Here is a 25811-nt window from a genome sequence, read left to right as displayed (position 1 = left end):
AAAATCCTTTACTTTTTTCCAAAATTATTAATCCAATGGTTTGCTATATCTAATCTAGTGCAAAACCATACATCATCAAAATTTCTTACATACTCTAAAAATCTTCTCATAGCCATTATTCTTCCAGGCTTTCCTAATATTCTACAGTGCATACCAATGGACATCATTTTAGGTGAATATGAACCTTCTAAATAAAGTGCATCAAAACTATCTTTTAGATAATTAAAAAACTGTTCACCATTATTAAAGCCACTTGGTACAAATCTCATATCATTATTATCCATAGTATATGGAATAATTAAGTGTTCAATACCTTTTGGTACATCATTTGCAAAATAAGGTAAATCATCATTATAAGCATCACTATCATATAAAAAACCACCCTCTTCAACTATTAGCTGTCTGGTATTTTCACTATCTCGCCCTGTATACCAACCAAGAGGTCTTGTACCTATCATTTTTTCTAAAATTTCTATACTTTTGTATAAATGGTCTCTTTCTAACTCTTTACTAATATTTTGATAATTTATCCATCTGTATCCATGTGAGCAAATATCATAATTATGCAAAGTCAAATATTCTGCAAGTTTTGGATTTCTTGCTACTGCCATTGCTACAGCAAAAACTGTAATTGGAATATCAAACTCTTTAAATAGTTTTAATATTCTCCATACACCAACCCTTGAACCATACTCATAAAGTGATTCAATTGATTTATGCCTTTGTCCTATAAAAGCTTGGGGATTATTCATTTCTGATAAAAAAACTTCTGAAGCATCATCACCATGTAGAATTGAACTTTCGGCTCCTTCTTCATAATTAAGTACAAACTGTAGAGCTATTTTTGCTTTATTTGGCCATTTGGGATTAATATGTTCATTTGCATAACCTACCATATCTCTTGAGTATTGTTCTTGATAATTCATGATTTTACTTTTAAATTAATTATAGGTGTTATTTGTCTATTAGTTTTTTCAAAATTTAAAGCCTCTACACAATGGTGTAAATGATGATTCATAATACTTTTTGCATATTCTATATCATTTGACTCAATTGCTTTGATTAAATTATTATGTTCATCATAGGAACAAAAGTGAGAAGTGCTATCTTCATAGACAAGCCCTGCTAAAATACTTAATGGGATTAAAGGAGTAAGTGCATTGATTAAAAATTCATTTCCACTTAAAAAGGCTAAGTTAAGATGAAAGTCACAAGATGTTTTTACATATTCCCCATTTCTAAATGTAGTTTTTAGATATTTTTCTGTTTCAACTTCATTTTTAAGTGATGATAAATCAATTTGTCCCAAAGAATATTTCTGAGTTATTATTGTAATAATTCCTACTTCTATTATATTTCTTGCTGCATAAACATCTTTTGTATCTTCTTGTGTCAACCATTTTAAAAAAAACCCTTGATTCTTTTTATATGTGACTATTCCCATACTTTGTAATTGACTAAAAGCTTTTCTAACAGAATCTCTACTTACATTAAATATTTGAGCAAAAGCACTTTCTGGAAGCTTCATACCTGGTTGAAACTTTTTATCAAATATTTCATCAAATATATAATTGATAATAGTTTCTTCAATAGAAAGTTCAATAGTTTCATTTTTCATATCTGCTCCTTTATATATGTAACAATTATACAATATTGTCTACAATTATTTTAGACAATAATTGTATAAAAAATATACAATTAAAATCGAATATAGCTATTTTAAAGATTCTGTATATTTTTTATACAGTATTTATGTTGACATTATAAACATTTACATCTAAAATTGTTCACATGATTCACATAGATTAATTTATTTTTCAAGAATTTATCTAAAAGTGTCAACAATATTTCTAAAAGGAAAAAAAATGTTTAAGAAATTTCTATTAAAAGCAATTGCTATGGGAGCACTATTAAGTGTAAGTTTATTGAGTGCAAATCAATTAGCAGATATAAAAGAAGAAGGGATAATTAAAGTAGCTGTTCCTCAAGATTTTCCACCATTTGGTTCAGTCTCTAAAGATATGAGTGTTCAAGGTTATGATATAGATATGGCTAAATACATTGCTGAAAAATTAGGTGTTAAACTTAAATTAGTACCTGTAACTAGTGCAAATAGAATTCCATATTTACAAACAGGAAAAGCTGACTTAATCATCTCAAGTTTAGGTAAAAATCCAGCAAGAGAAAAAGCAATTGATTTTACAGATGCTTATGCACCTTTTTTCTTAGGGGTATTTGGGACTAAAGATATAAAAGTATCATCAGTAGCTGATCTAAAGGGTAAAACTGTAGGTGTAACTAGAGGTTCGGTTGAAGACATTGAATTGAGTAAATTAGTTGATTCATCTGTTACTATTAAAAGATTTGAAGATAATAGTACAACAATCTCAGCTTTTGTTTCTGGACAAGTTAAATTAATAGCAACAGGGAATGTTATCATCAGTGATATTGCTTCAAAATATCCAAATACTGCTCCAGTGACTAAATTTGCAATTAAAAATTCTCCTTGTTATATAGGAATTAGAAAAAACCAACCTGAATTAAAAGCATTTTTAAATAATTTAATTAAAGAATTAAAGTCAAATGGGAAACTAAATGAAACTTCTAAAAAATGGTTAAAAATTAGTCTTCCAAAAGACTTATAAAATTAAGGTACATAATGGATTATCAATTAGACTTTGTAGGATTAATGCCTTATTATAAAGAGATAGTATCTGGTTTACTTTTAACTATACAAATTACTATCTTCACAACTATTTTAGGTGTTACTTTTGGTATTCTTGGAGCAGCATCAAGAGTTGGGGATAACATGTTCTTACAAAATCTTGTTGGTGCTTTTGTAGAAGTTATAAGAAATACACCTTTTATAGTACAACTATTTTTTATATTTTTTGGTTTACCAACTATTGGATTTAAATTAACTGCATTAGAAGCTGGAATGATTGCAATGGTTATAAATCTGGGGGCATATTCAACTGAGATTATAAGAGCTGGTATAGAAGCTACTGATAAAGGGCAATGGGAAGCTGGTAAAACAATGGGTTTAAAGTGGTCACAAATTTTTATTCATATTATTTTGCCACAAGCGTTTAATAGAATATCTCCAGCACTTATAAGTCAATGCGTAATTGTGATGTTAGGTTCATCTGTTTTATCTCAAATTTCTGTTGAAGAATTAACATTTACAGCCAATTTTATACAATCACGTACATTTTTGAGTTTTGAATCATATTTTTTAATTACTGCAATATATTTAATACTTGCAATTATTCTAAGATATATACTTACAATAATTAGTGAAAAACTATTTAAAATGAAAGCAATGAAAGAGGGGAATTAATATGGGCGATTTTACAACTTTAGACATATTACAAAATCTTTTACTGGCTGCAAGATGGACGGTTTTATTGTCACTTATAGCCTTTATTGGAGGTGGGGTTGTTGCTGGATTACTTATATTAATTCGTATGACAAACAATCCTTTCTTATCAGGTCTAGTTAAAATTTATGTGGAAGTTTTTCAAGGAACTCCTCTTCTTATGCAGCTATTTTTGGCATTTTTTGGTTTATCGTTAATAGGTCTTGATGTAGGTGCATGGACGGCTGCTAGTTTAGCTTTAACACTTTTTACTAGTGCTTTTTTATGTGAGATTTGGAGTGGTTGTTTAAATTCTGTTCCAAAAGGACAATGGGAAGCTGCTAAAACTATGGGATTAAATTACTATCAATCAATGATTCATGTAATTATTCCCCAATCAATAAGAGTAGCAACAGCTCCTACTATTGGGTTTTCAGTTCAAGTTGTAAAAGGAACTGCATTAGCTTCTATTATTGGTTTTGTAGAGCTTACAAAAGCAGGAACAATGTTAAATAATGCAACATTTGAACCCTTTAAAGTTTTTACAATGGTTGCAATACTATATTTTGTAATTTGTTATCCCCTAACACGATATAGCAAATATTTAGAAAGGAAATTAAATGTCTCTAGTTAGTATCGAGAATGTACACAAGTATTATGGAGAAAAACATGTACTTAAAGGAATTGATCTTAATATCAAAGCAGGAGAAGTTGTCTCTATAATTGGAAGATCTGGTTCAGGTAAAAGTACACTTCTTAGATGTATTAATGGGCTAGAAAATTATCAAAATGGTAATATAATAGTAGATAATTTAGAAGTTACAACAAATGACATACAACTAAGAAAACTAAGTAAAGTATGTGGTATGATTTTTCAAGGATTTAATTTATATCCCCATAAAACAACTGGACAAAATGTAATGCTCTCTCCGAAGTTAGTTTTAGGTAAAAAAGATAATGAGTGCAGAGAATTAGCAATGGAATGTCTAAAAAAAGTAGGTATGGATCAAATGTTTGACCAATACCCAAATAGTTTATCAGGTGGTCAAAAACAGCGTGTTGCAATAGCTAGATCACTTGCTATGTCTCCAAAAATTTTATTATGTGATGAGATTACTTCTGCCCTTGACCCAGAACTTGTTGGTGAAGTTTTAAAAGTACTAGAAAAATTGGCAAAAGAAGGTATGACCTTAGTTCTTGTAACACATGAAATGAATTTTGCTAGAGATATTGGTGATAGAGTTGTCTTTATGCATAATGGAAAAGTATGGGAAACTGGTCCTAGTGATGAAGTATTTGCAAATCCACAAACACCTGAATTACAAAATTTTCTTTCTTCAGTATTATAAATAACTTATTAAGCCCTTTATAGGGCTTAATAAGTTATTGTTTTCCTAGTGAAAACTCTTTCTTAGCTAAATAATTTCTATAAATATTCCAAATAAATTTTTGTTCTTTTTTAATATCATTCATACTATTTGAACTGATTGTTCCTATAATTATCTCTTTTGATTTTGAATAAGTAAATGAATCAAAAGCTTTTTCTTTTAGAATATCCAAGAACTTATTATTATCTTTTGTTTTGATATATATCTTAATAAAAATATAGTTTTCACTATTTTTTCTAATTATATAATCTTTTAGTTCATCACCTATTACATCAAATTTTTCTATGTATTCTAATTTTTTATTTGAATAAAAAGAATTTTTCATCAATACATTTGAAAAATCAAAATCCTCAAAACTTCTTCCCCTACTTAAAATATCCGAGTAAAAAAAAGTTGAGTTTTCATCATATTTTAGATTAAAAAATTGAATATATTTAGAGTCTTTGTACAAAATAAGTTCATCATTTAGAAACTCTAGGTTTGAGTTATTTTGAATCCTTATATCTATTTTGTTTATTCCATATTCCTTTTTTGATGGATAAATTTTTGTAGCTGATTCAGTTGTTAAAATCAAATTTGAATTATCAAGTTTAAGGGAAGTTCGAATCTTGTCTTTAGGAAAGATTCCTTCACCTATGTTTAGAAGTTTTATATAATTCTCTTCATCTTGAAAATAGTAGTGGCGAGAAGGAAGTTCTAATTTATCTAAAGAAAATTTATCATCTTTAAAATTAAATTTTATACTCATTTCTCTCCTAGTTATACTGATAAATGTTGTTTTATTATATCATCACTAAGCTGTGAGATTTCCCCCTTTGCAACCACACTTCCCCTATCTACTACATAAAAATCATCACCATGTCGTCTGGCAAATGGAAGCTTTTGTTCCACAAGTAAAACAGTCATATCTTCTTCTTTTGTAAGATAATCAATCACTTCTCCGATTTGAGCTACAATATTTGGTTGTATTCCTTCACTTGGTTCATCAAGAATTAAAAACTTTGGATCAATACAAAGTGCTCGGGCGATTGCAAGTTGTTGTTGCTGACCTCCTGATAAATCCCCACCTTTTCTTTTTTGCATATCTTTAAGTACTGGGAAAAGTTCATATATCTTTTCTGGAACTTTTGAGATTTTATTTCTATTTGCCAAAACTCCAATTTGTAAATTTTCTAGGACACTTAGTTGTGAAAATATCTCTCTTCCTTGGGGAACATAACCTATTGCAATACTTGCCCGTTTGTGATCTGGTAATTTTGAAATATCTTGTCCATCATAAATGATTTGCCCATCACGAATAGGAAGTAAACCCATAATAACTTTACTAAGTGTTGTTTTTCCAACACCATTTCTTCCCATAAGACAAGTACATCGTCCCTTTTTAATCTCTAAATTCAAATCCCAAAGGGTATGACTTTGACCATAAAATTGATTTATATTTTCTATTTTTAACATCTGTTTCCCTTCAATTCAAAAAAATTCAAAGTATGTTGCTAGTACAAGGCGGAAACTTGAAGGTTTACTATAAGTAAATCGAAAGTTTTCAACGCCGTAATAGTGGCATAATTTGAATTTTTATTCTCCTAAATATACTTTTCGCACTTTTTCATTGTTCTGTATCGCATCCATATTACCTTCTGCCAAAACAGAACCCTCATGTAGCACAGTTACTTTTGAAGCGATACTTCGTATAAACTCCATATCATGTTCAACCACAACTACAGCATTTTCTTTTGATAAACTTGTCAAAATCTCTGCTGTTTTGTCCACCTCTTGTGGTGTCATTCCTGCAACTGGTTCATCTACTAGAAGTAACTTTGGCTCTTGCATGATAAGCATACCTATTTCAAGCCACTGTTTTTGACCGTGAGATAAAATACCAGCATCCATATTGTAAAGCTCTTTTAGACCAATTAATTTCATAGTCTCTTCTATTTTGTCTTTTTGCTCACTTCCTAGTTTCGAAAAAAGTGTTTTAAAAAATCTTTTATCATCTTTCATTGCTAACTCTAAATTTTCGAAAACTGAATGATTTTGAAATACTGTTGGTTTTTGGAATTTTCTCCCAATACCTATTTCAGAAATTGTTGGTTCATCTAGTTCTAATAAATTTACGGCATTACCAAATACAACTTCTCCCTCATCAGGTCTAGTTTTTCCTGTAACCACATCCATCATTGTAGATTTTCCTGCACCATTTGCTCCAATGATACATCTTAGTTCCCCATAATTTATAGAAAAACTTAGATTATTTAAGGCTTTAAATCCATCAAAACTAACACTAACACCATCAACTAATAATATTCTATCTCCTATTTTAAGATTACCAATATTTTGTTCATTTTCATGTCTTAATAGTTTCATTATTTAGCCTTTCCAAGTTTTCCATTAATCTTACTTATAAGTCCAACTACACCTTTTGGAAGATATAAAGTTACAAGAACAAATAATCCACCTAATGCATATAACCAAACCTCAGGAAGAGCAGAAGTGAAATATGTGCTTGCAAAATTTACAATAATAGCTCCAATAATAGCTCCATATAAAGTTCCTCTTCCTCCAATAGCAACCCAAATAACAAGTTCAATAGAAAAGAGTGGCGAAAAAACCCCAGGATTTATGATTCCCACTTGTGGAACATAAAGTGCTCCTGCAATTCCCGCAAGTATTGCAGAAACTACAAATATAAATACTTTGTATTGTTCAACTTTATATCCAATAAATCTTACTCTACTCTCCTCATCTCTAATAGATATTATTACCCTACCAAGTCTTGAGTTGATAATAAATCTACAAATCAAATATCCCAAAGTCAAAGCTAAAAATGTAATGATCAAAAGTCCTACTCTTGTAGTATCAGCTTGTAAATCAAATCCTAAAATATCTTTAAAATCTGTCAAACCATTATTTCCACCAAAACCCATATCGTTTCTAAAAAATGCTAACATAAGTGCATAAGTCATAGCTTGTGTTATGATTGAAAGATAAACTCCTGTAACTCTTGATTTAAAAGCAAACCAACCAAATACAAAAGCTAAAATTGCAGGTACAAGCATAATCATAATAAAAGTAAACAAAGGATTATCAAAACCATACCAAAACCATGGTAACTCTTTTAGGTTCATAAATACCATAAAATCAGGTAAATCAGGATTTCCATAAACTCCACGATCTCCTATTTGACGCATAAGATACATGGCAAGCCCATATCCACCAAGGGCAAAAAATGCCCCATGACCAAGACTTAAAACCCCTAAATATCCCCATACTAAATCTAAAGCCAAGGCTAAAAGAGCAAAGGCTAAATATTTACCTAAAATAGTAACTGTAAAAGTTGAGATATAAAACACTGAACTACTTGGAACAAAGAGATTACAAAATGACACTACGAAAACCACAATAGCAAGAGTTGATAAGACTATTTTCCCACCTTTATCATTTTCCAAAATTTTTAATATAAAAGATTTATTCTTCATTTTCTAATCCTGTGCATCTCGACCCTTTTGAGGGAATAATCCTCTAGGTCTTTTTTGTATAAATAAGATAATAAATACTAAGATAATTACTTTGGCTAAAACTGCACCTGATATTGGCTCGATAAATTTATTAATTTCACCAAGGGTAAGTGCAGCTATTAAAGTTCCCCATAAGTTACCAACTCCTCCAAATACAACTACCATAAAACTATCTACTATATATGCTTGTCCTAAATTTGGCCCCACATTTGTAAGTTGTGATAAAGCAACTCCTGCAACTCCTGCAATACCAGAACCAATACCAAAAGTAGCAGCATCAATAAAACTTGACTTTATTCCCATAGCACGTGCAATTGGTCTATTTTGAGAAACAGCTCGCACTTTTAGTCCAAGTGAAGTCTTTTTCATCACATAAAGAATTGTCAAAAATACCATCACAGAAAATATAACTATATACAATCTATTATAAGTAAGAAATAGAGAGCTATTTACTTCCAAAGCTCCACTCATCCATGAAGGAGTTTTAACTTCTTGATTAAGTGGTGAATATATAGTTCTAACTAATTGTTGTAAAATCAAACTTACCCCAAAAGTTGCAAGAAGTGTTTCAAGAGGTCTTCCATAAAGATGTCTTATCACCAATCTTTCTATTATGATTCCCACAATTCCACTTACTATAAAAGCAGCAGGAATTGCGATAATCACAGAGTATTCAATGAGATTTGGGAAAAGTTGTTGAATCGTATATGTGGTATAAGCACCTATCATAATAAGTTCACCATGCGCCATATTGATTACTTTCATAACACCAAAGGTAATTGCTAAGCCAATAGCTGCTAAAAGTAAAACAGAACCCATACTAAGTCCAAAAAATGCAGTTTCGATAAATGAATAAATACTCTTTTTTATCTCAACTATATCAAGTGAAGATTCAGCTATTGTTTTTAGTTTTTCATCTTCACTATTATTAAGTACATCTTTTAGTGTTGCAAGAGTTTTAGATGAAATAAAACCTCCAAGTTTATCTACAGCTTTATATTTTTCTTCAGCAGTTCCATATTGAGCAATTAAAATAGTATTTGCCTCATCTAAAATATCTCTAATATTTGAGGATTTTTCACTTTGTAAAGCCTCAATGATAATCTCCTTATCATCAAGTTTTAGGTTTTTTAATAAATTTTTAGCAGAATTTAATCTTTTATCTTCATCAGTAGAAAATAGATTTATTTTTGCCAAAGATGCTTTTATAATATTTCTTAATTTATTATTGATTTTAACTTTTTTAAAATCATATTTTGAAGCTTCACTTAACTTCTCGCCAGAAAAAACATCAACTGTATGATAGTTATTTTCTTTTTTCTCTTTTAAAAATACAATTTGTTTATCACTTTTTGTATAATATAAATCTCCTGCTAAAAGTTTTTGTAATAAGTACTCAAACTTTTTTTCACTTTTATACTTTTTAGTTAAATCTAATATAACTGTTTCTTTTTTAGAATAACTATTTGTCAAAAGTTCTTGTGAATCACTTTGAAGATCTGAAGCAATTAGTGAAGATAAAATTAATAAATTAAGCAATATTATTTTTAAGATTTTCATGATTACCTTTCATTTATTATGTAGAGCAAAAAAATATGAGAGTTGAACTCTCATATTTTAATTTTGTTAGTTAGCACCCATACACTTTTTAGTTTTAGTGTTATAGTTTCCACAATTGATTGGTTTAGTCCAATCTGAGATTAAGTCTTTACTTCCTGGTAAGTAGTTTGACCAAGCATCACCTGGAACTTCTTTTTCAGTTTGCCATACAGTTTCAAATTGGCCATCTTCTTGAATCTCACCGATTAAAACAGGTTTTGTAATATGGTGATTTTTAAGCATAGTTGCAGTTCCACCAGTAAGATTTGGAACAGATAATCCAACGATTGCCTCTCTTACTTTATCAACATTTGTAGTTCCAGCTTTTTCAACAGCTTTTACCCATAAGTTAAATCCAATATATGTAGCTTCCATTGGGTCATTTGTAACTCTTTTGTCATCTTTGATATATTTATGCCAAGTTGAAATAAATTTGTCATTTTCTGGAGTAGAAACACTTTCAAAATAATTCCATGCAGCTAAATGACCAACTAAAGGTTTAGTATCAAGTCCTGATAGCTCTTCTTCTCCAACAGAGAATGCAATAACTGGAATAGATGAAGATGTAATACCTTGGTTACCTAATTCTTTATAAAAAGGAACATTTGCATCACCATTGATTGTAGATACAACAGCAGTTTTTTTACCAGCGCTTCCGAATTTTTTGATTTCACTTACAATACTTTGCCAATCAGAGTGTCCAAATGGAGTATAGTTAATCATAATATCAGATGATTTAACACCTTTTGATTTTAAGTATGCTTCTAAGATTTTATTTGTAGTTCTTGGATATACATAATCAGTACCAGCTAAAACCCATCTTTTAACACCCATATCGTTCATAAGATAATCAACTGCAGGAATTGCTTGTTGGTTAGGCGCAGCACCTGTATAAAATACATTTTTGCTAGACTCTTCACCCTCATATTGAACAGGATAAAAAAGTAAACCATTTAACTCTTCAACAACTGGAAGAACTGATTTTCTAGAAACTGATGTCCAACAACCAAATGTAACATCAACTTTATCTTTAGTTAAAAGTCCTCTCATCTTTTCAGCAAACAGTGGCCAGTTTGATGCAGGGTCAACTACAACTGGTTCTATTTTTTTACCTAATAAACCACCTTTTTTATTTTGCTCATCAATAAGCATTAAAACTGTATCTTTTAAAGTTGTTTCTGAAATCGCCATTGTTCCAGATAGTGAGTGTAAAACACCAACTTTGATTGTATCAGCAGCTTGAGCCATCATACTCATAGTTACAATTGCTGATGCAGCTAAAACTTTTGTGAATCTACTTTTCATTTATTCTCCTTTAGATTTAGTCTCTTTGACTACTAAGGGAAGTATAAAATAGAAGTGTTGTTTAAGTGTTGTTTTTTTGTAAAGTTAAAAAGTTTACTGTATATTTTTTATACAGATTTCACTTATCTCTTTATATTTGAAGTTTTCCACAAGTTCTTTTAAATATAGTTTTAAATCATTTTCAATATCACTATTTTCTAAAAACTGCTCAATACTAGAAGAGTCCATTAACAAAGCGAATTCATTTAGTTTTATAAAAAACTCTTTATCAAGTTTTGATATTCTTTCAAAAATATCAGCTTTTTCTTCATTATTTTCTAAATATTTTAATTTCAAATTAAAATACTTTGCCAAAATAATTAATAACTCTTTTTCTTCAACTGGTTTTGCTAAAAATCCATCTGCTCCACTTTGTATTGCTATTTCTTTATCTTCATTAAATACATTTGCAGATACTGCAACTATTGGTATATTTTTGTCTTTTTCATCTTTTCTTATAAGCTTTATAGTTTCTAAGCCATCTAAGCCACTCATTTTTATATCCATAAAAATAAGATTAAACTCTTGCTTTTCAAAAAGTTCAATGGCCTCATATCCACTACTTGCTTGAAATACTTCAAAGCCATGGGAAGTTAATATTTGTGTTAATAGATTTCTATTTACTTCAATATCATCAACTACAAGAATAGTTTTTTTATTTTTATTCTTTTCTATTCCTATAATATCTTTTAATTTTAACTGAGCATCAATATCACTACTATTTGCATTTTTATAATCAACACTAAAATAAAACTCTGTTCCAAGATTAACTTTACTTTTTGCATAAATAGAACCATTCATTAAAGTTACTAACTCTTTTGTAATAGATAGTCCCAATCCTGTTCCATTTTTATTATAATCTTCATGTTTAATTTGCTCAAAGGGTTTAAATATTCTTTTTAAATCTTTATTATCAATACCTATTCCACTATCTTTTATTTCAAAAAATAGTTTTTGGCTCTTTTCATATAAATATAGTGATATTTCACCTTCATTTGTAAATTTCAAACTATTACTTAAGAGATTTATAAGTATTTGCCGAAGTCTTAAATCATCCATTTTTACAACTTCAGGTAGATTATCATCTAAAACAATTTTAAACTCCAAGCCCTTTTCTTTACATCTAAAGGCAAAAATTGAATTGATATCTTCTATTAACTCTTTTAGATTAAAAACTTTTGGAATAATTTCTATTTTTCCAGCTTCGATTTTTGATAATTCTAAAATTTCATTTATGATATTTAAAAGATGTTCTCCACTTCTTTTGATTATATTTAAATTGTTTTTTTCTTCTTGTGTAGCATTCATAGATTTTTTTAAAATATTTGAAAATCCAAGTATAGCATTTAGGGGAGTTCGAAGTTCATGACTCATTCTTGCTAGAAATATAGATTTTGCTTTATTTGCACTTTTTGCTTCTTCCATGGCAAGTTTGATTTGGTGTTCACTCTCTATTAGTTTTTTAGTATTTTCTTTGAAAATAGAAACAGAACCTATCATGTCGCCCACTTCATCATCATACTTGTTCTTATCCAACTCCACACTCATATCATTTGATGAAAGTTTTAACATGGCAACTCTTAATAAATCTATTGGGTAAATGATTCTAAATAAAATTATAAAAAATGACATCAAGAAAAAAATAACTGAAAAAAGAACTATCACATTTACATAAAACTCTTGTTGTTTTACGGTCTTTCTCTCATCATTTACTCTTTCTTGGGTTCTTTTTTCAAAGGCTTTATAGAAGTTATCCAAAGGTTGCATAATTCTTATTTTTGCTTTGTGATACTCATCTGAGTGCATAAGTTCCCTTGCTAGTTTAAAATCAGGTTTTCCTTTTATAGTAAAATTTCCATTTTCATCTTCAAAGATTCCTTTAACTGCATTCATGGCTTTGTGTTCAAGGTTTGTTAAATCATCCGATTCATTTTGTGAAGCAAAAAGTAAATTTAACTCTTCATCTGGGAAGTTTGCCCTTTTCATAAGATCTCTTAAAGGAACTTTTTCACCATCTAAAATAGGCTTTGTACCATCTAAAGTATAAAAATCCCAAAATATTCCATTATATCTTTTGGGTCTGTTTTTTTTCCCGTTTCTTATATCAAGTACTGTTTTATATTGTTCTTCAAATAATGGATTTCCAGTAATCACATAAGTTCTTGCCATCCTTGTTAGATCATCACTACTCTGTCTTAGCTCATGGGCAAGGATAAGTGATTTGTATTGTAGTTGATAGGCATTTTCTAGTTTTACTGTAGAGTTTTGGTATTTATTTATGACAACTGCAACACTAATAAAAGAAATAGTATTTAATATAAAAAGTAACATAAAGAGTTTTTTTAGATTCAAGGAGGTACCTCATTTTGATTTTATATCTTTTATTCTATAATCTTAGCAACAAAGCAATATAAAATGAGATAAATGATGCATAAAAAATATACAATATTAATCATAGATGATAAAAATGAAAATCTTCATTATCTAAATAGCATACTAAAAGTTTATGATTATAATATTAGAGCTACTACAGATCCTAGTTTTGCTTTAACTTCGTCAGAAAGTTATCCTCCTGATTTAATCTTACTAGATATTAAAATGCCAAATATTGATGGCTTTGAAGTTTGTAAATTATTTAAAGAAAATGATAAATTAAAAGATATCCCTATTATTTTCATAAGTGCCATTGATGATATAGAGATAAAAGTAAAAGCCTTCGAACAAGGTGGAGTTGATTATATTACTAAGCCTTTTGAAAAAGAAGAGGTATTAGCTAGAATAAAAACTCAACTTAAAATTTTTGAAAATAACCAAACTATTTTAAGCCTTCTTCAACAACAAGATTTTTTCTTAAAAAAAATAATCCATGAAATGAATACTCCACTTAGTATTATTTCATTAAATGTGGATAACCTAGAACGACAATTAGGACCGAAAGAGCAGTTTGAAGCCATAAAAGCCTCTTCTAAATCTCTCTCTTCAATTTATAATGATCTTTACTATTTAACCAAAAAACAAACTATGCAAAAAAACATAAAAGCAATAAATCTTGTAAACTTTTTATCTTCAAGAATAATCTTTTTTGATGAAATTGCAAAAACAAAAAATATCATTTTGGACTTAGAGATAAGCGATGAATTTGAAATTTCAATAGATGAATATGAGTTCGAGAGAATAATTGATAATACCCTTTCAAATGCTATAAAATACTCTTTTGAAAATACAACTGTAGTAATTGCTCTTAAAAACTATCAAGTAGAAGTAATAAATGAAGGAATAAAAATACAAGATACCTCTTTGGTTTTTGAAAAATATTATCAAGAAAAAGTAAAAAATATAGGTCTTGGACTAGGACTAAATATCGTAAAGTCAATTTGTGAGAATTATGATATAAACATAGAAATACTTTCAAATGAATTTACAACATTTAGATATATATTTCCAAAAAACCTTATAAATAAAGGCTCTTAAAATGAAAATATTTTTACTAGAAGATGACTATTCACTTAATAAAATCATAAAACTCTCACTAGAAAATAGAGGTTTTTTTGTGGAAAACTGTACAGATGGATATGAAGCAGCTAGTAAAATCATAAATAATAAATATGATTTGTATATTTTAGATTTGAATGTTCCAGGATTTAACGGACATGAAATATTAAAAACAATAAGAAAAGATAATCCAAACAGTCCTGTTATCATGATAAGTGCTGAAATAGATATAGAGAATATCAAAAATTCTTTTGATTATGGTTGTAATGATTATATTAAAAAACCCTTTGATTTTGAAGAACTTTTTTTAAGAATAAAATACCATTTAAAACACATATCTCAAAGTAATGATCTGAATTTAAATATTGATTTGGGCTATGAGTATAATTACGATTTGATAAACCAAACTTTATATAAACATGGACATGAAATAGAACTAACAATAAAAGAAAAACTACTCTTATCACTCTTAGTTAAAAACATAAATAAAACAGTCACTATTGATATGATTCATGAATATGTTTGGGATAGTAAAGAGATGGAATCAGTAAGCATGAGAACTATCGTTCATAAATTAAGAAGTAAACTAAAAAATGGAATGGTTTTAAATCTAAGAGGTGTAGGATATAAGCTTTTACAAATAAGCTAAGATAGGAAAAATCTTTCTATCTTAGTGTATTTTAAATGAACAACAATAATCAACTAGTGAAATAACTTTTAATTTAAATTTAGAGTTAGCAGGTACTTTAAAACTTTGTGGTGCAACAATCTTTTTCCAATCTTGTGCAGGTAATAATACTTCTAATTCACCAGATTCTACATCAATTAGTTCTTCATGAATAGTTGTAAAATCATACTCTCCAGGTAACATAACCCCTAAAGTCTTTTTTGAACCATCTTCAAACTCTATTGCTCTACTTGTAACATGACCTTCATATAAAATATTTGCTTTTTTAGCTATTTTTACATTTTCAAACACAGACATCTACATTTTCCTTTTTATAATATGTCAAGAATAATACCATAAGTATAATTATGAAGCAAACAAGTAGTAATCTTTTGTTATAATTTTTTTTCAAATTTAAAAGGAAAATAATATGACTATACAAGAAAAACTTTTAAATCTAGTACACAACGAAGTTATACCTGATGTTGAAGACTATTTAGATGAGTTATTTGAATTAGTTGCATCAAAAAAAAGTGATGATAAAACTAAAGAAGAAATAAAATATATGCAAGAGATGAGAAAAGAGTTTCAAGATTTGATTGATGACTTAGAAGCTGGTGAGATTGATGATGAAGAAGCTCAAGAAATCATTGATGAAATAATTGATATGAAGAGTCTTGAAGAATAGATGCAAGGTTATATAATCGATATAAAATCTGTAAGAGATGATGACTTAATAGTTACTATTCTTACAGATGATAGTATTTATACTACATATAGATTTTATGGAGGAAGACACTCTACAGTTAATGTTGGATATAAGATTGATTTTGAATTAGAATCAAATCTAAAAAGCACAATGCCTAGACTAAAAGATGTACTTCAAATAAGTTTTAATTGGATTTTTGTAAAAGAGAAGCTTTATTGTTGGCAAAGATTTTTAAAACTTTTTTATCCCCATTTAAAAGATGTGGAAGATATAGATGATTTTTATTTTAACCTATTAGAAGAACTGGCTCACAAACTTATAAAACAAGATGCCAAACGAGCTATTTGTGAAACTTATATAAAACTACTAGAACATGAAGGAAGACTTCATAGCGAATATATTTGTTTGCTTTGTGAACAAAAAATAGAAAATGAAATTTCACTTGTACGAAGTTTTCATCCAGTACATCCAAATTGTACTTATTCAAAAAAGTTTGAATTTTACAAAATAGATGAACTTTTTAAAGAAAAATCACTGATTTTCTTAGATGATGAAGAAGTTGAGTATATTTGGCAAATTCTACTTCAAGGTATATAAGTCTTTACTTTTGTTATTCTACTAAATTATTTTTTAACATCTCAATATCAAGTATTGATAATAACTTATCTTCTTTTGAACCCTCAGAAGGAACTACAACAGAGTTTATTAATGTACAATTCCCTAACAAATAATTATCAATCTTCTTGATTCTAACTTTTGGAATCTCAGGAATATCTCCTAGTTCATTTACTAATATACCTATGTAATTCTCACTATCTTTGTCAAAATGTTTTATAATAACAACTTCTTTATATTCTTCTTCAATTTTTTCATCTAAAAAATTCTTAATATCTATCACCCCAACAGCACTATTATTATAAAGGATAGTTCCTTTAAAATAGTGGTCATTGTTCATTGTAGGAGATAGGTCTAGTTTTGAGGTACTCACAACTTCAATTAAATTTTCTATTTCAATACCTAACCACTTTCCACCTATGAAAAAAGTCCCTATTTCCTGTGTATCTTCTGATTTATTTCCACTAATTTCTTTAAATATTTCTTTACTATGAGAAATTTTCAAGTCTGCAGAACTTATATAAGAAAAAAATATTGCAAAAATGTCATTTGAATAATTATCAGCAACTTTATATTCTCTGTATCCTTGCGAGCATTTTATTCCAATAGCATAGTAGTTACCATTGTAAACTATTATTTCACTATGAGATTCACCATTTACCATATTAAAAAGTTTTAAATCAATATCTAAAGTTGTTCCAACTTTTAAGTCATCACTTGTAGAAGAGATTATTAATCCTTTTTTATCAATAAATACACCAAATTTTTTTTCTTCATCTGATGATTTAAAATTTGGAATTGATTCTTCAAGTATTGCTTTTAATTCAACTTTTGAATCAAAAACTACACCAATCCCACCTAGTACATTGTCATTTGATTTAATAGAAGAGTAATAAATGTAAGTGTAATCATCATTATAGAATTTTGTTCTTTTAAAATTTGATACAAAATAATCATTATTGTCTGTTACTTTCATTGTTTTTTCAAGGGTGTTATCATTTAATTGCATTCCTACTAAATGTTTTTCTTTTTCATTAGAAACAGCAAGAATAATTCCATTTTTGTCATAAATAAATAAATTTGTATAAACCGTATAAAGATTATTGATATATTTTAAAATCTCTGTCAATTTACTATTATTAGTTTTATCTACAGAATTAGAGGTTAAGACATCTTTAAAATCTTGAGTTAAAGCCCACCATCTACAATCATTTGCTCTTTCATATAGATTTCTATCCATAATATCTACCATCAAAGAAGCGACATAAGTTGCATTATTTAGTATAATTGTTTTAGTTAGATTAGCAATAGATAAATCAAATATTTTTTTAGTTTTCTCTCCAGTTAGACTTATCTCATTTAAAAGTGCCCTAGAAAAGCTTTTTGTTAATTCACTTTTATCTTGATTACCTCGGTTGAGATTTCCATTCCAAACTAATCTATTTAAATTCTCTTGAATATTATTTGCTTCAAGAGGGATTTTTTTTAGTTCATCACTAAACCTCTCCCCTCCTTGTAAGATTGCTAATAAAATATCTTGATCAATATTTAAATTATCATCTTCTTCAACAAAAGCATAATCTATTGGAACTAAAATATGTCCATACCATTCTTGCCCAAAATAACCTTGATAACCATTTGTTTTACATGTTTTAGATAAATAATCTCTACCTCCATGAGAAATAAAAGAGAATTTACTATTTGGATTAAATTCTAAAATTGTTCCTAAATTCACATGATACTTATCACTAGTAGCAATTACTACTCCATCTTTATCTAAAATTGTTAAACACTCCTTATTTTTTGTCTCTTTTAGATTATTAAAAATACCTTTCATCTCATCTTGAAACTTAAAACATAAGCATAAAATTCCAATTGATTCTGAATTTGGATCATTAGTTTTTGTAACTTTAGAGGCATAAACTAAACTTTTCTTTTTACTTGGAATGAAATCATGAAATTTAAATGATTCAACATAATCATTACTACTTAAAGATAAATCAATAATCTCATCTTCAGATTTATTTATTTTCTCACTTTTATCTAATTGGACTAGGATATTACCTTTTGTGTCCATTAGGACAATGTTATAATATACACTATATTTTTGCGTATATTCTAAAAATCTATTTCTTAATATTTTTACATTATCAGCAAATTCATTTTCATATTTATTTTTATTATTTTCTAAAAATTCTCTTATATCCTTATCTGTAGCTAAAAATCCAATATCAGCAGTTCTTTCATAAAGATTTCGAATAAGAATATCAATAGAGATTTGTGATTTAAATTTCATTTGTCTTATTGTTTTTTCTAGAAGTTCATTTGATAGATGATTTAGCAGTTTTGAAGTCAATTTTGAAAAGTTATTTTTTGTTTCATTTATATTTGCACTATTATTTCCAAAGTTACTTAGTAAAGATAGATTATCCCAACTTTTTGATAATGATACTAATTCTTCTCTATACTCTTCCACTAAAAACATATGTTTAAAATATTGTAGTAGTTCCCGTTTTAGCTCGATTCCTTTATAATTAATAAGTTGATTATTCATTCTATTTCCTTAAAATATATAAAATAATTATACATTTTTAAGGTATAGTAGAGTTTACATTTTTGTATATAAAGTATACAAAATTAAAGTTTTAAAATTATTATTAAATTTGTTCTATTGAATTTTAGACTTTTAGATTTTTGTTAAATATAGTTAGTAAATGTAAAGAAGTTTTCTTCTTTACATTTTAATAATTGAAGTTAGTTTATAATGATAAATCTATTAGACATTAAACCTAAAATGCATAACATCACCATCTTGCACAATATAATCTTTACCTTCAAGTTTTAATTTTCCTGCTTCTTTACACTTAGCTTCTCCACCTAAAGATACAAAATCTTCATAGGCAATAACTTCTGCTTTTATAAAACCTTTTTCAAAGTCATTATGAATCACAGCTGCTGCTTGTGGTGCTTTTGTATTTTTCTTAATAGTCCAAGCTCTAACTTCTATTTTACCAGCTGTAAAATATGATTGAAGTCCAAGTTTATCAAATGCTTTATGAATAATTTGCTCTAATCCTGATTCTTCTACACCTAAATCTGTTAAAAATTCTTGTGCCTCTTCATCTTCTAAACCAACTAGTTCTTCTTCTATTTTTGCACAAAGCATAATTACATCAGCATTAACAGAAGCCGCATGTTCTTTTAATATCTCAACAAATTTATTTCCACCATCTGCTAATGAATCTTCATCAACATTTGCCCCATAAATAACATCTTTATTGGATAAAAATCTAAGTTCTTTATCTAAAGCAATAAAAACATCATCTTCAAGTTTCTCAAAAGTTTTTACTGGGTTTAACTCTTCTAAATGTTTAAATAACTCTTCTGCAATTATTAAAGAAGAAGCCGCTTCTTTTGAAGTTTTTGCTTGTTTTTTAAGTCTATCTATTTTTTTCTCTAACTGTGAAATATCTGCATAAATAAGTTCAGTTTCGATTATCTCAATATCTCTTAAAGGATTTACATCACCTTCCACATGAGTGATATTTCCATCTTCAAAACATCTAACCATATGTAAGATCATTTCAACTTCTCTAATATTAGATAAAAATTGATTCCCTAACCCTTCACCCTTTGAAGCACCTCGTACAAGTCCTGCAATATCTACAAAATCAATTGTTGAGTATTGAATTTTATCAGGAATAACAATTTTTGCTAACGCATCAAGTCTTTTATCAGGTACTGGAACAATTGCTTTATTTGGCTCAATAGTACAAAATGGATAATTTTGTGCCTCTGCATTTTGTGCTTTTGTCAAAGCATTAAAAGTTGTCGATTTACCTACATTTGGAAGTCCTACTATTCCTACACCTAATCCCATTATTTACCTTTAATATTAAATATTTGTTTTTTGTTTTAATCGCATTATAAACGATAATGGCAAAGAGATAGATAAAATTTAAATTATTCTACATACAGATGATATAATGGGTACTATACTTATTTATAAATAAAGAGATTGTTTTCCACTACATTTGATTATTAATGTACTCTAATATAATTAAAAAGATCAATAATGTATAAAATATTTGACAAAATCTAATTTTAATATTATAATGACTAATATTTTATACACAAAAGGTATTTATATGAATTTTGTTGAACTTGGCAAAGAGTTGGCACTTTTAAGAAAAAGTAGAGGTATTTCTCAGAAAACTATCTCTAGTGATTTAAATATTTCAAGAGCAACTATCAGCAATTTTGAAAATGGAACCAGTAGTGACATTGGCCTTAAAAAAGTTTTGCAATTGACTGACTATCTAGGACAAGAGTTAGTTATAAAAGAAAAATCACTATTCCCTGTATTTGAGGATATTGTAAATGGATAAATTAAATGTAAAAGTAAATTCAAATTCTAGTGGTAACTTAATAAAAGAAGATGATGAATTTATATTCTCATATGATTGTGAAGAAAAAAACAATTTTATCTCTTTACTTATGCCTGTAAGAAGTAAGCCATTTATCCATAATAAACTTCACCCTATTTTTGAAATGCATTTGCCAGAAGGCTACCTATTATCAATTATTAAAAAACATTTCTCAAAACTCACAAAAACCGATGATTTTGGCTTATTAAAAGTTATGTCAAACTCAATAAAAGGTAGGCTTTCTTATGAATCAAATTTTATTAAAGCTGATGATAGTTTAAGTCTTGATGATTTATTACATACAAAAAAAGATAACCTTTTTGATGAATTAGTAACAAAATTTGCACTAAACTCAGCACTAAGTGGAGTTCAGCCAAAAGTTTTAGCCCTAATTAAAAATAAAGCAACTTTAAAAGTTGATGATTACATTGTCAAATCTTGGGGTACAGATTATAAAGAACTTGCTTTAAATGAGTACTACTGCATGGAAATTGTTAGAAGATCAAACATTGAAGTTCCAGAGTTTTATATATCTGATGATGAAAAGCTTTTTATTATGAAACGATTTGATAAAGTTGATGATAAATATATTGGCTTTGAAGACATGTGCGTTTTAATGGGTAAACAAAGAGATGATAAATATGAAGGATCTCATGAACAAATAGTAAAAACAATTAAAACTTTTGTTTCACCGCAGCACAAAAAATCTTCACTTATTCAATTTTTTAAAATGACTTATTTAAATTTTTTATTAAAAAATGGTGATGCTCATCTCAAAAACTTTGGGCTTATTTACACAGGAATAGATGACATAAAATTAGCACCAGCATATGATGTAGTATCAACTACAGTATATATTAAAAATGATATTCCAGCATTATTACTTCTTGGCAGTAAAAAATGGTGGGACAACAAATATATAGAAAGATTTGGTATACAAACATGTGATCTAACAAAAAAAGAAATTAATGAAGCAATAAGTGAATGTGACAATGCAATAAAAATTGTAAAAGATCAACTATCAATCAGATTAGAAACTGAATCAAATGAAGATAAAAAAGAGCTATTAAAAAAACTAATAGATTGTTTTATATAAGTAAAATATATCATTTATAAGACCACTCATAGTTTTATGTCTATAACTGATAGTTAATGAAATTATATAATAGTTCGATAAATTAATTTTGAACTTAAAGAAAGTTCCAAAACCTACAGGTCGTTGAACTTATATTCAGATATAGAAATATTATCATTTTTGTGTCTTAAAAAGTCTAACCAGATCATTATTGCTAAACCTCTTACTTTTGGAGTAGCTTTTATTAAAGTGAGGCTTGTTCCTAATAGAGTTGATATATGTATTGGACTCATACATATATTTGACAAAACAAAGAAAAATTGTTAAAATTGAGCGGGTTTTTAATTACCTTCCATTCCCGAGTCTTTTTAAAGATACGGAGAAAATTTATTTATATACAAATTACTAAAATTGGATATTAAGCATTCGCTTTAATGTTTAAGTTGTAGCTAATTTTATTCGGGAATATAAAATGTGATACTCTAAATTAACTTGAGTATTGAGTTACCGTTTAACAGCATTAAAAAGGAATACTTGTGCAAAATACAATTAAAATTAATCAAAGCGACTTTAAAAAAGTTGCAAAAAAACTACGAACTGAAATAACTCCACTTTTAACAAACCCAATAAAGCACGCAGATTCACTGGAATTATTGGCAAAAATAACAAATTATGGAACTTATTACAATTACAATAATTACATAAAATCTATACCTATAGAAAATAAAAATGAATCAGAAATAGGTTTAAATACTGATAGTTTTACTGAAAACTTCAGAATCCAGAGTGTATCTGATTCATTTAATATGGGAGATTTATTAATTGAAAAATTTGAATATTTATATTTATCAGATTTATTAGATGAAGTAAATACAATCAAGTCTGAATACGAGAATATTTTTACTGTTGATATAAAATCATCATACGATCAAGCATCTAGTATTAGGCCAGGATTATACGTTTTTCAATATCCTTTAGTTTTGGATAATAATTTTAATAAGGAACAAATTAAAGTGCTTTTATCAAAAAAAACATATGAATACTTCCTTGGTGACTATGATTTTTATGTTGAAGAATTAAGTCAGCCTAAGCATTATGGAGTAAGACAAAATAAAACTAAAAGTGACAGTAATTTAGATTTAGAAATCGACAATTTGGGATTTGAAGATTTAAATGTATGGCTTATAGAATTAGATTCAAATACAATAACTCATTTTTTACCAAAAAAATTAGAAAAAGATTGGATATTGCACCAAGATAGTATAGATAAAGTATATAAACGAATTAAAAACGAGTTTAATACTGAAAAAGCTAAAAGATTTGTTATGTTTACATGTATTAAAGATAACTCATGATTGATAAAAAAATAGCAGTTTTTTTTGATTGTGAGAATGTAAGTTCAAAGTATGCAAATGAGATATTTGATGAATTAGCAAATCATGGTGAAGTAACTATACGACAAGCATATAAAGATTGGAGTAGTAGCCATAATAAAAGTTGGGATGAACAATTACATAAATTTGCAATTAAGCCAATACATACAGTTTCAAATACACAAGGTAAGAATGTGTCAGATTTTCAGATTGTAATTGATATTATGAATACTATGCATAGTTCTAAAGTAGATATTATTGTAATTGTTTCTAGTGACAGTGACTTTACTGGTTTATCTATAGAAATTAAATCAAAGGGCTTTGAAGTTATTGGATTTGGGGAAAGTAAAACAAATGATTCATTTCGTAATGCATGTTCTAAATTTATAGAATTACCTATAAAAGTTAAAACATCAGTTACAAATAATTCAGATATATTAGTTTTGTTAAAAGATGGAATAAATAAAACAAAATCTAATAATGGATATGCACTTGTTTCAAAGGTTGGAAGTTATCTAATAAATAAAAATGCTTCTTTTAATGCAAAAAACTATGGGGCAAATACATGGGGAGATATATATAAACAATATCCAGATATTTTTGAAATTGATTACAAGGATTCTAGAAAAAGTACAATGATTGTTCGTCTAAAATAAAAATTGTAATTAATTTAAAAATAAAAAAACTACAGCTACAGGCAGTAGCTGTAGATATTTTTATGAGAGGTAAACCCTGGTTGAAGGAGGTGTCACTTTCATCTACCTTAAGAATAAAGAAAAGAAATATTATTGAGTTTTTAAGACATCCTAAATATAGAAAACAGTTTATCTTGAATGTCCCCTATAAACTAGACAATTATTAATCAAGCAACAACCTCTTATATTTGGAACACAACTTTAAGTTTTAGTTAATAACAATTTATGAGATATTTCTACTACCATTAGGATTTTCAATAGGTCTAATTAAAATGTTGATTGAGTATAAATAACAAATCCTTTTGCTAATTCTTTCATCTCTTTATTAATTCTTTTTTGTAAATTTATATCTTGAATATTATCTAGAACATCACATATTTTATTCGCAATTATTTCAAACTCTTTTTCTTTCATTCCTCGTGCTGTTAAAGCTGGACTTCCTATTCTTATACCACTTGTGATAAAAGGACTTCTTGTATCTCCTGGTACACTGTTTTTATTTACAGTAATTCCTGCATTTCCAAGTGCGGTATCTGCATCTTTACCTGAAAATTCTTTATTTAAAAAACTTACAAGTACAAGATGATTATCCGTACCATCACTTACTAAATCATATCCTCTATTGATTAAAACTTTTTCTAAAACTTTCGCATTGGCTTTTATTTGCTTTGCATATTCTTTCCATGAAACATCTAATACCTCTTTAAATGCAACTGCTTTTGCAGCAATAACATGAATCAAAGGACCACCTTGTGTTCCTGGGAAAATTGCACTGTTAAGTTTTTTTGCAATATCTTCATCATTACACATAATCATACCACCTCTTGGTCCTCTTAGTGTTTTATGTGTAGTTGTTGTAACAACATCAGCATAAGGAAAAGGTGACATATGTTCACCAGCGGCAACAAGTCCTGCAATATGTGCAATATCAGCAAACAAAATTGCTCCTACAGCATCTGCTATTTCTCTGAATTTTTTAAAATCAAGTTCTCTAGCATAAGCACTTGCCCCACAAATAATAATTTTTGGCTGTATAACTTTTGCAATATCCATAACTTTATCATAATCAATATATCCATTTAGTTCCACTCCATAAGAGAAAGCATTATAATTTTTTCCTGAAAAGGATGGTTTACTTCCGTGAGTTAAATGTCCACCATGACTTAAATCCATACCAAGAATTTTATCTCCTGCACTTAACAATGCTGCATATACAGCACTATTGGCTTGACTTCCAGAATGTGGTTGAACATTTGCATATTTACAACCAAAGATTTCACAAGCTCTATTGATAGCTAACTGCTCAACTTGATCTGCAAATTCACATCCACCATAATATCTTTTATATGGATAACCTTCTGCATACTTATTTGTAAAAATACTTCCTGTTGCTTCCATCACAGCAGGACTAGTAAAGTTTTCTGATGCTATCATCTCTAGATGATTTGTTTCTCTTTTTAACTCATTTTCAATTATTGAAAATACCTCATAATCTGCTTTTTCTAGACTTTCATTTTTTATAAAACTCATTTTTATCTCCTTTTATTTACTTTT

General features: G+C 28.1%; 26 protein-coding genes. 12 read left to right on the top strand and 14 right to left on the bottom strand.

All coding sequences use genetic code 11. The features are described from left to right. Positions 1-8: 8 nt before the first annotated feature. The gene (puuE, locus tag LXN10_RS11765; RefSeq protein WP_375723194.1) at positions 9-926 is read right to left on the bottom strand and encodes an allantoinase PuuE; all 918 of its coding nucleotides are present in this window, start codon (positions 924-926) and stop codon (positions 9-11) included. Further along, entirely contained in the window at positions 923-1618 is a 696-nt protein-coding gene (locus tag LXN10_RS11760) for a GntR family transcriptional regulator (RefSeq protein WP_375723193.1), read from the bottom strand. Before LXN10_RS11760 ends, puuE begins: the two co-directional genes overlap by 4 nt. Positions 1619-1865: 247 nt before the next feature. Between LXN10_RS11760 and LXN10_RS11755 the strand changes: the two genes are divergently transcribed. The 4 genes from LXN10_RS11755 to LXN10_RS11740 are packed head-to-tail and all read left to right on the top strand — an operon-like array spanning position 1866 to position 4707. Then, positions 1866-2645 (top strand): transporter substrate-binding domain-containing protein, encoded by a 780-nt coding sequence (locus tag LXN10_RS11755; RefSeq protein WP_375723192.1) that lies wholly within the window; start codon positions 1866-1868, stop codon positions 2643-2645. 14 nt (positions 2646-2659) lie between these two features. After that, complete coding sequence (locus LXN10_RS11750; RefSeq protein WP_375723191.1) at positions 2660-3340, top strand: amino acid ABC transporter permease; 681 nt, start codon at positions 2660-2662, stop codon at positions 3338-3340. Between the two features lies 1 nt (position 3341). Next, positions 3342-3992, top strand: a complete 651-nt coding sequence (locus tag LXN10_RS11745; protein ID WP_375723190.1) for an amino acid ABC transporter permease — start codon at positions 3342-3344, stop codon at positions 3990-3992. Continuing rightward, positions 3979-4707, top strand: coding sequence for an amino acid ABC transporter ATP-binding protein (locus LXN10_RS11740; protein ID WP_375723189.1), 729 nt, complete (start codon positions 3979-3981; stop codon positions 4705-4707). Before LXN10_RS11745 ends, LXN10_RS11740 begins: the two co-directional genes overlap by 14 nt. A 34-nt stretch (positions 4708-4741) precedes the next feature. Here the strand turns inward: LXN10_RS11740 and LXN10_RS11735 are convergent, their stop codons facing one another. From LXN10_RS11735 to LXN10_RS11705, 7 genes are all read right to left on the bottom strand, one after another. Further along, positions 4742-5494: an urease accessory protein UreD gene (locus LXN10_RS11735; protein WP_375723188.1), complete on the bottom strand. Its 753-nt coding sequence runs from the start codon at positions 5492-5494 to the stop codon at positions 4742-4744. A gap of 11 nt (positions 5495-5505) precedes the next feature. Further along, the gene (gene urtE, locus LXN10_RS11730) at positions 5506-6201 is read right to left on the bottom strand and encodes an urea ABC transporter ATP-binding subunit UrtE (RefSeq protein WP_375723187.1); all 696 of its coding nucleotides are present in this window, start codon (positions 6199-6201) and stop codon (positions 5506-5508) included. Between the two features lie 120 nt (positions 6202-6321). Next, entirely contained in the window at positions 6322-7110 is a 789-nt protein-coding gene (urtD, locus tag LXN10_RS11725; RefSeq protein ID WP_375723186.1) for an urea ABC transporter ATP-binding protein UrtD, read from the bottom strand. After that, positions 7110-8222 carry an urea ABC transporter permease subunit UrtC gene (gene urtC / locus LXN10_RS11720; protein ID WP_375723185.1) on the bottom strand — a complete coding sequence of 371 codons (1113 nt, stop codon included), beginning with the start codon at positions 8220-8222 and terminating at the stop codon, positions 7110-7112. Before urtC ends, urtD begins: the two co-directional genes overlap by 1 nt. Positions 8223-8225: 3 nt before the next feature. After that, entirely contained in the window at positions 8226-9821 is a 1596-nt protein-coding gene (gene urtB / locus LXN10_RS11715) for an urea ABC transporter permease subunit UrtB (protein WP_375723184.1), read from the bottom strand. A 66-nt stretch (positions 9822-9887) separates the two neighbouring features. Then, positions 9888-11165 (bottom strand): urea ABC transporter substrate-binding protein, encoded by a 1278-nt coding sequence (gene urtA / locus LXN10_RS11710; protein WP_129101785.1) that lies wholly within the window; start codon positions 11163-11165, stop codon positions 9888-9890. A 93-nt stretch (positions 11166-11258) separates the two neighbouring features. Beyond that, positions 11259-13556 carry a response regulator gene (locus tag LXN10_RS11705; protein ID WP_375723183.1) on the bottom strand — a complete coding sequence of 766 codons (2298 nt, stop codon included), beginning with the start codon at positions 13554-13556 and terminating at the stop codon, positions 11259-11261. A 72-nt stretch (positions 13557-13628) separates the two neighbouring features. Between LXN10_RS11705 and LXN10_RS11700 the strand changes: the two genes are divergently transcribed. Further along, positions 13629-14675: a hybrid sensor histidine kinase/response regulator gene (locus LXN10_RS11700; RefSeq protein ID WP_375723182.1), complete on the top strand. Its 1047-nt coding sequence runs from the start codon at positions 13629-13631 to the stop codon at positions 14673-14675. A 1-nt stretch (position 14676) separates the two neighbouring features. Beyond that, positions 14677-15345: a response regulator transcription factor gene (locus LXN10_RS11695; RefSeq protein WP_375723181.1), complete on the top strand. Its 669-nt coding sequence runs from the start codon at positions 14677-14679 to the stop codon at positions 15343-15345. A gap of 21 nt (positions 15346-15366) precedes the next feature. On the opposite strand, the gene LXN10_RS11690 is transcribed toward LXN10_RS11695, so the two are convergent. After that, entirely contained in the window at positions 15367-15681 is a 315-nt protein-coding gene (locus tag LXN10_RS11690; protein ID WP_129102103.1) for a pyrimidine/purine nucleoside phosphorylase, read from the bottom strand. A gap of 112 nt (positions 15682-15793) precedes the next feature. On the opposite strand from LXN10_RS11690, the gene LXN10_RS11685 reads away from it, so the two are divergent. After that, on the top strand, positions 15794-16051 hold the full coding sequence (locus LXN10_RS11685) for a hypothetical protein (protein ID WP_013134857.1): 258 nt from the start codon (positions 15794-15796) through the stop codon (positions 16049-16051). Next, the gene (recO, locus tag LXN10_RS11680; RefSeq protein ID WP_013134856.1) at positions 16052-16669 is read left to right on the top strand and encodes a recombination protein RecO; all 618 of its coding nucleotides are present in this window, start codon (positions 16052-16054) and stop codon (positions 16667-16669) included. 13 nt (positions 16670-16682) lie between these two features. On the opposite strand, the gene LXN10_RS11675 is transcribed toward recO, so the two are convergent. Together LXN10_RS11675 and ychF are read right to left on the bottom strand one after the other, a co-directional pair. Then, on the bottom strand, positions 16683-19241 hold the full coding sequence (locus LXN10_RS11675) for a chemotaxis protein CheW (RefSeq protein ID WP_375723180.1): 2559 nt from the start codon (positions 19239-19241) through the stop codon (positions 16683-16685). A 222-nt stretch (positions 19242-19463) separates the two neighbouring features. After that, positions 19464-20567, bottom strand: coding sequence for a redox-regulated ATPase YchF (gene ychF, locus LXN10_RS11670; protein ID WP_375723179.1), 1104 nt, complete (start codon positions 20565-20567; stop codon positions 19464-19466). Positions 20568-20835: 268 nt separating this feature from the next. Here ychF and LXN10_RS11665 point away from each other — a divergent pair, with 268 nt between their 5' ends. Together LXN10_RS11665 and LXN10_RS11660 are read left to right on the top strand one after the other, a co-directional pair. Then, the gene (locus tag LXN10_RS11665; RefSeq protein ID WP_129102052.1) at positions 20836-21075 is read left to right on the top strand and encodes a helix-turn-helix domain-containing protein; all 240 of its coding nucleotides are present in this window, start codon (positions 20836-20838) and stop codon (positions 21073-21075) included. Then, on the top strand, positions 21068-22210 hold the full coding sequence (locus tag LXN10_RS11660) for a type II toxin-antitoxin system HipA family toxin (protein WP_375723178.1): 1143 nt from the start codon (positions 21068-21070) through the stop codon (positions 22208-22210). The genes LXN10_RS11665 and LXN10_RS11660 overlap by 8 nt, the downstream gene beginning before the upstream one ends. Before the next feature lie 113 nt (positions 22211-22323). Here the strand turns inward: LXN10_RS11660 and LXN10_RS11655 are convergent, their stop codons facing one another. Further along, positions 22324-22482 (bottom strand): hypothetical protein, encoded by a 159-nt coding sequence (locus LXN10_RS11655; RefSeq protein WP_375723177.1) that lies wholly within the window; start codon positions 22480-22482, stop codon positions 22324-22326. Positions 22483-22725: 243 nt separating this feature from the next. Here LXN10_RS11655 and LXN10_RS11650 point away from each other — a divergent pair, with 243 nt between their 5' ends. Next, the gene (locus LXN10_RS11650) at positions 22726-23544 is read left to right on the top strand and encodes a hypothetical protein (protein WP_375723176.1); all 819 of its coding nucleotides are present in this window, start codon (positions 22726-22728) and stop codon (positions 23542-23544) included. Beyond that, positions 23541-24218, top strand: a complete 678-nt coding sequence (locus tag LXN10_RS11645) for an NYN domain-containing protein (RefSeq protein ID WP_375723175.1) — start codon at positions 23541-23543, stop codon at positions 24216-24218. Before LXN10_RS11650 ends, LXN10_RS11645 begins: the two co-directional genes overlap by 4 nt. 306 nt (positions 24219-24524) lie before the next feature. Here the strand turns inward: LXN10_RS11645 and LXN10_RS11640 are convergent, their stop codons facing one another. After that, entirely contained in the window at positions 24525-25787 is a 1263-nt protein-coding gene (locus LXN10_RS11640) for a serine hydroxymethyltransferase (RefSeq protein ID WP_375723174.1), read from the bottom strand. Positions 25788-25811 lie beyond the last annotated feature (24 nt).

The sequence above is a fragment of the Arcobacter iocasae genome (genome assembly GCF_042214795.1).
Taxonomy (GTDB): Bacteria; Campylobacterota; Campylobacteria; order Campylobacterales; family Arcobacteraceae; genus Arcobacter; species Arcobacter iocasae.
The sequence above is the reverse complement of the archived record's forward strand: the minus strand, read 5'-3'. Positions and strand labels throughout refer to the sequence as shown.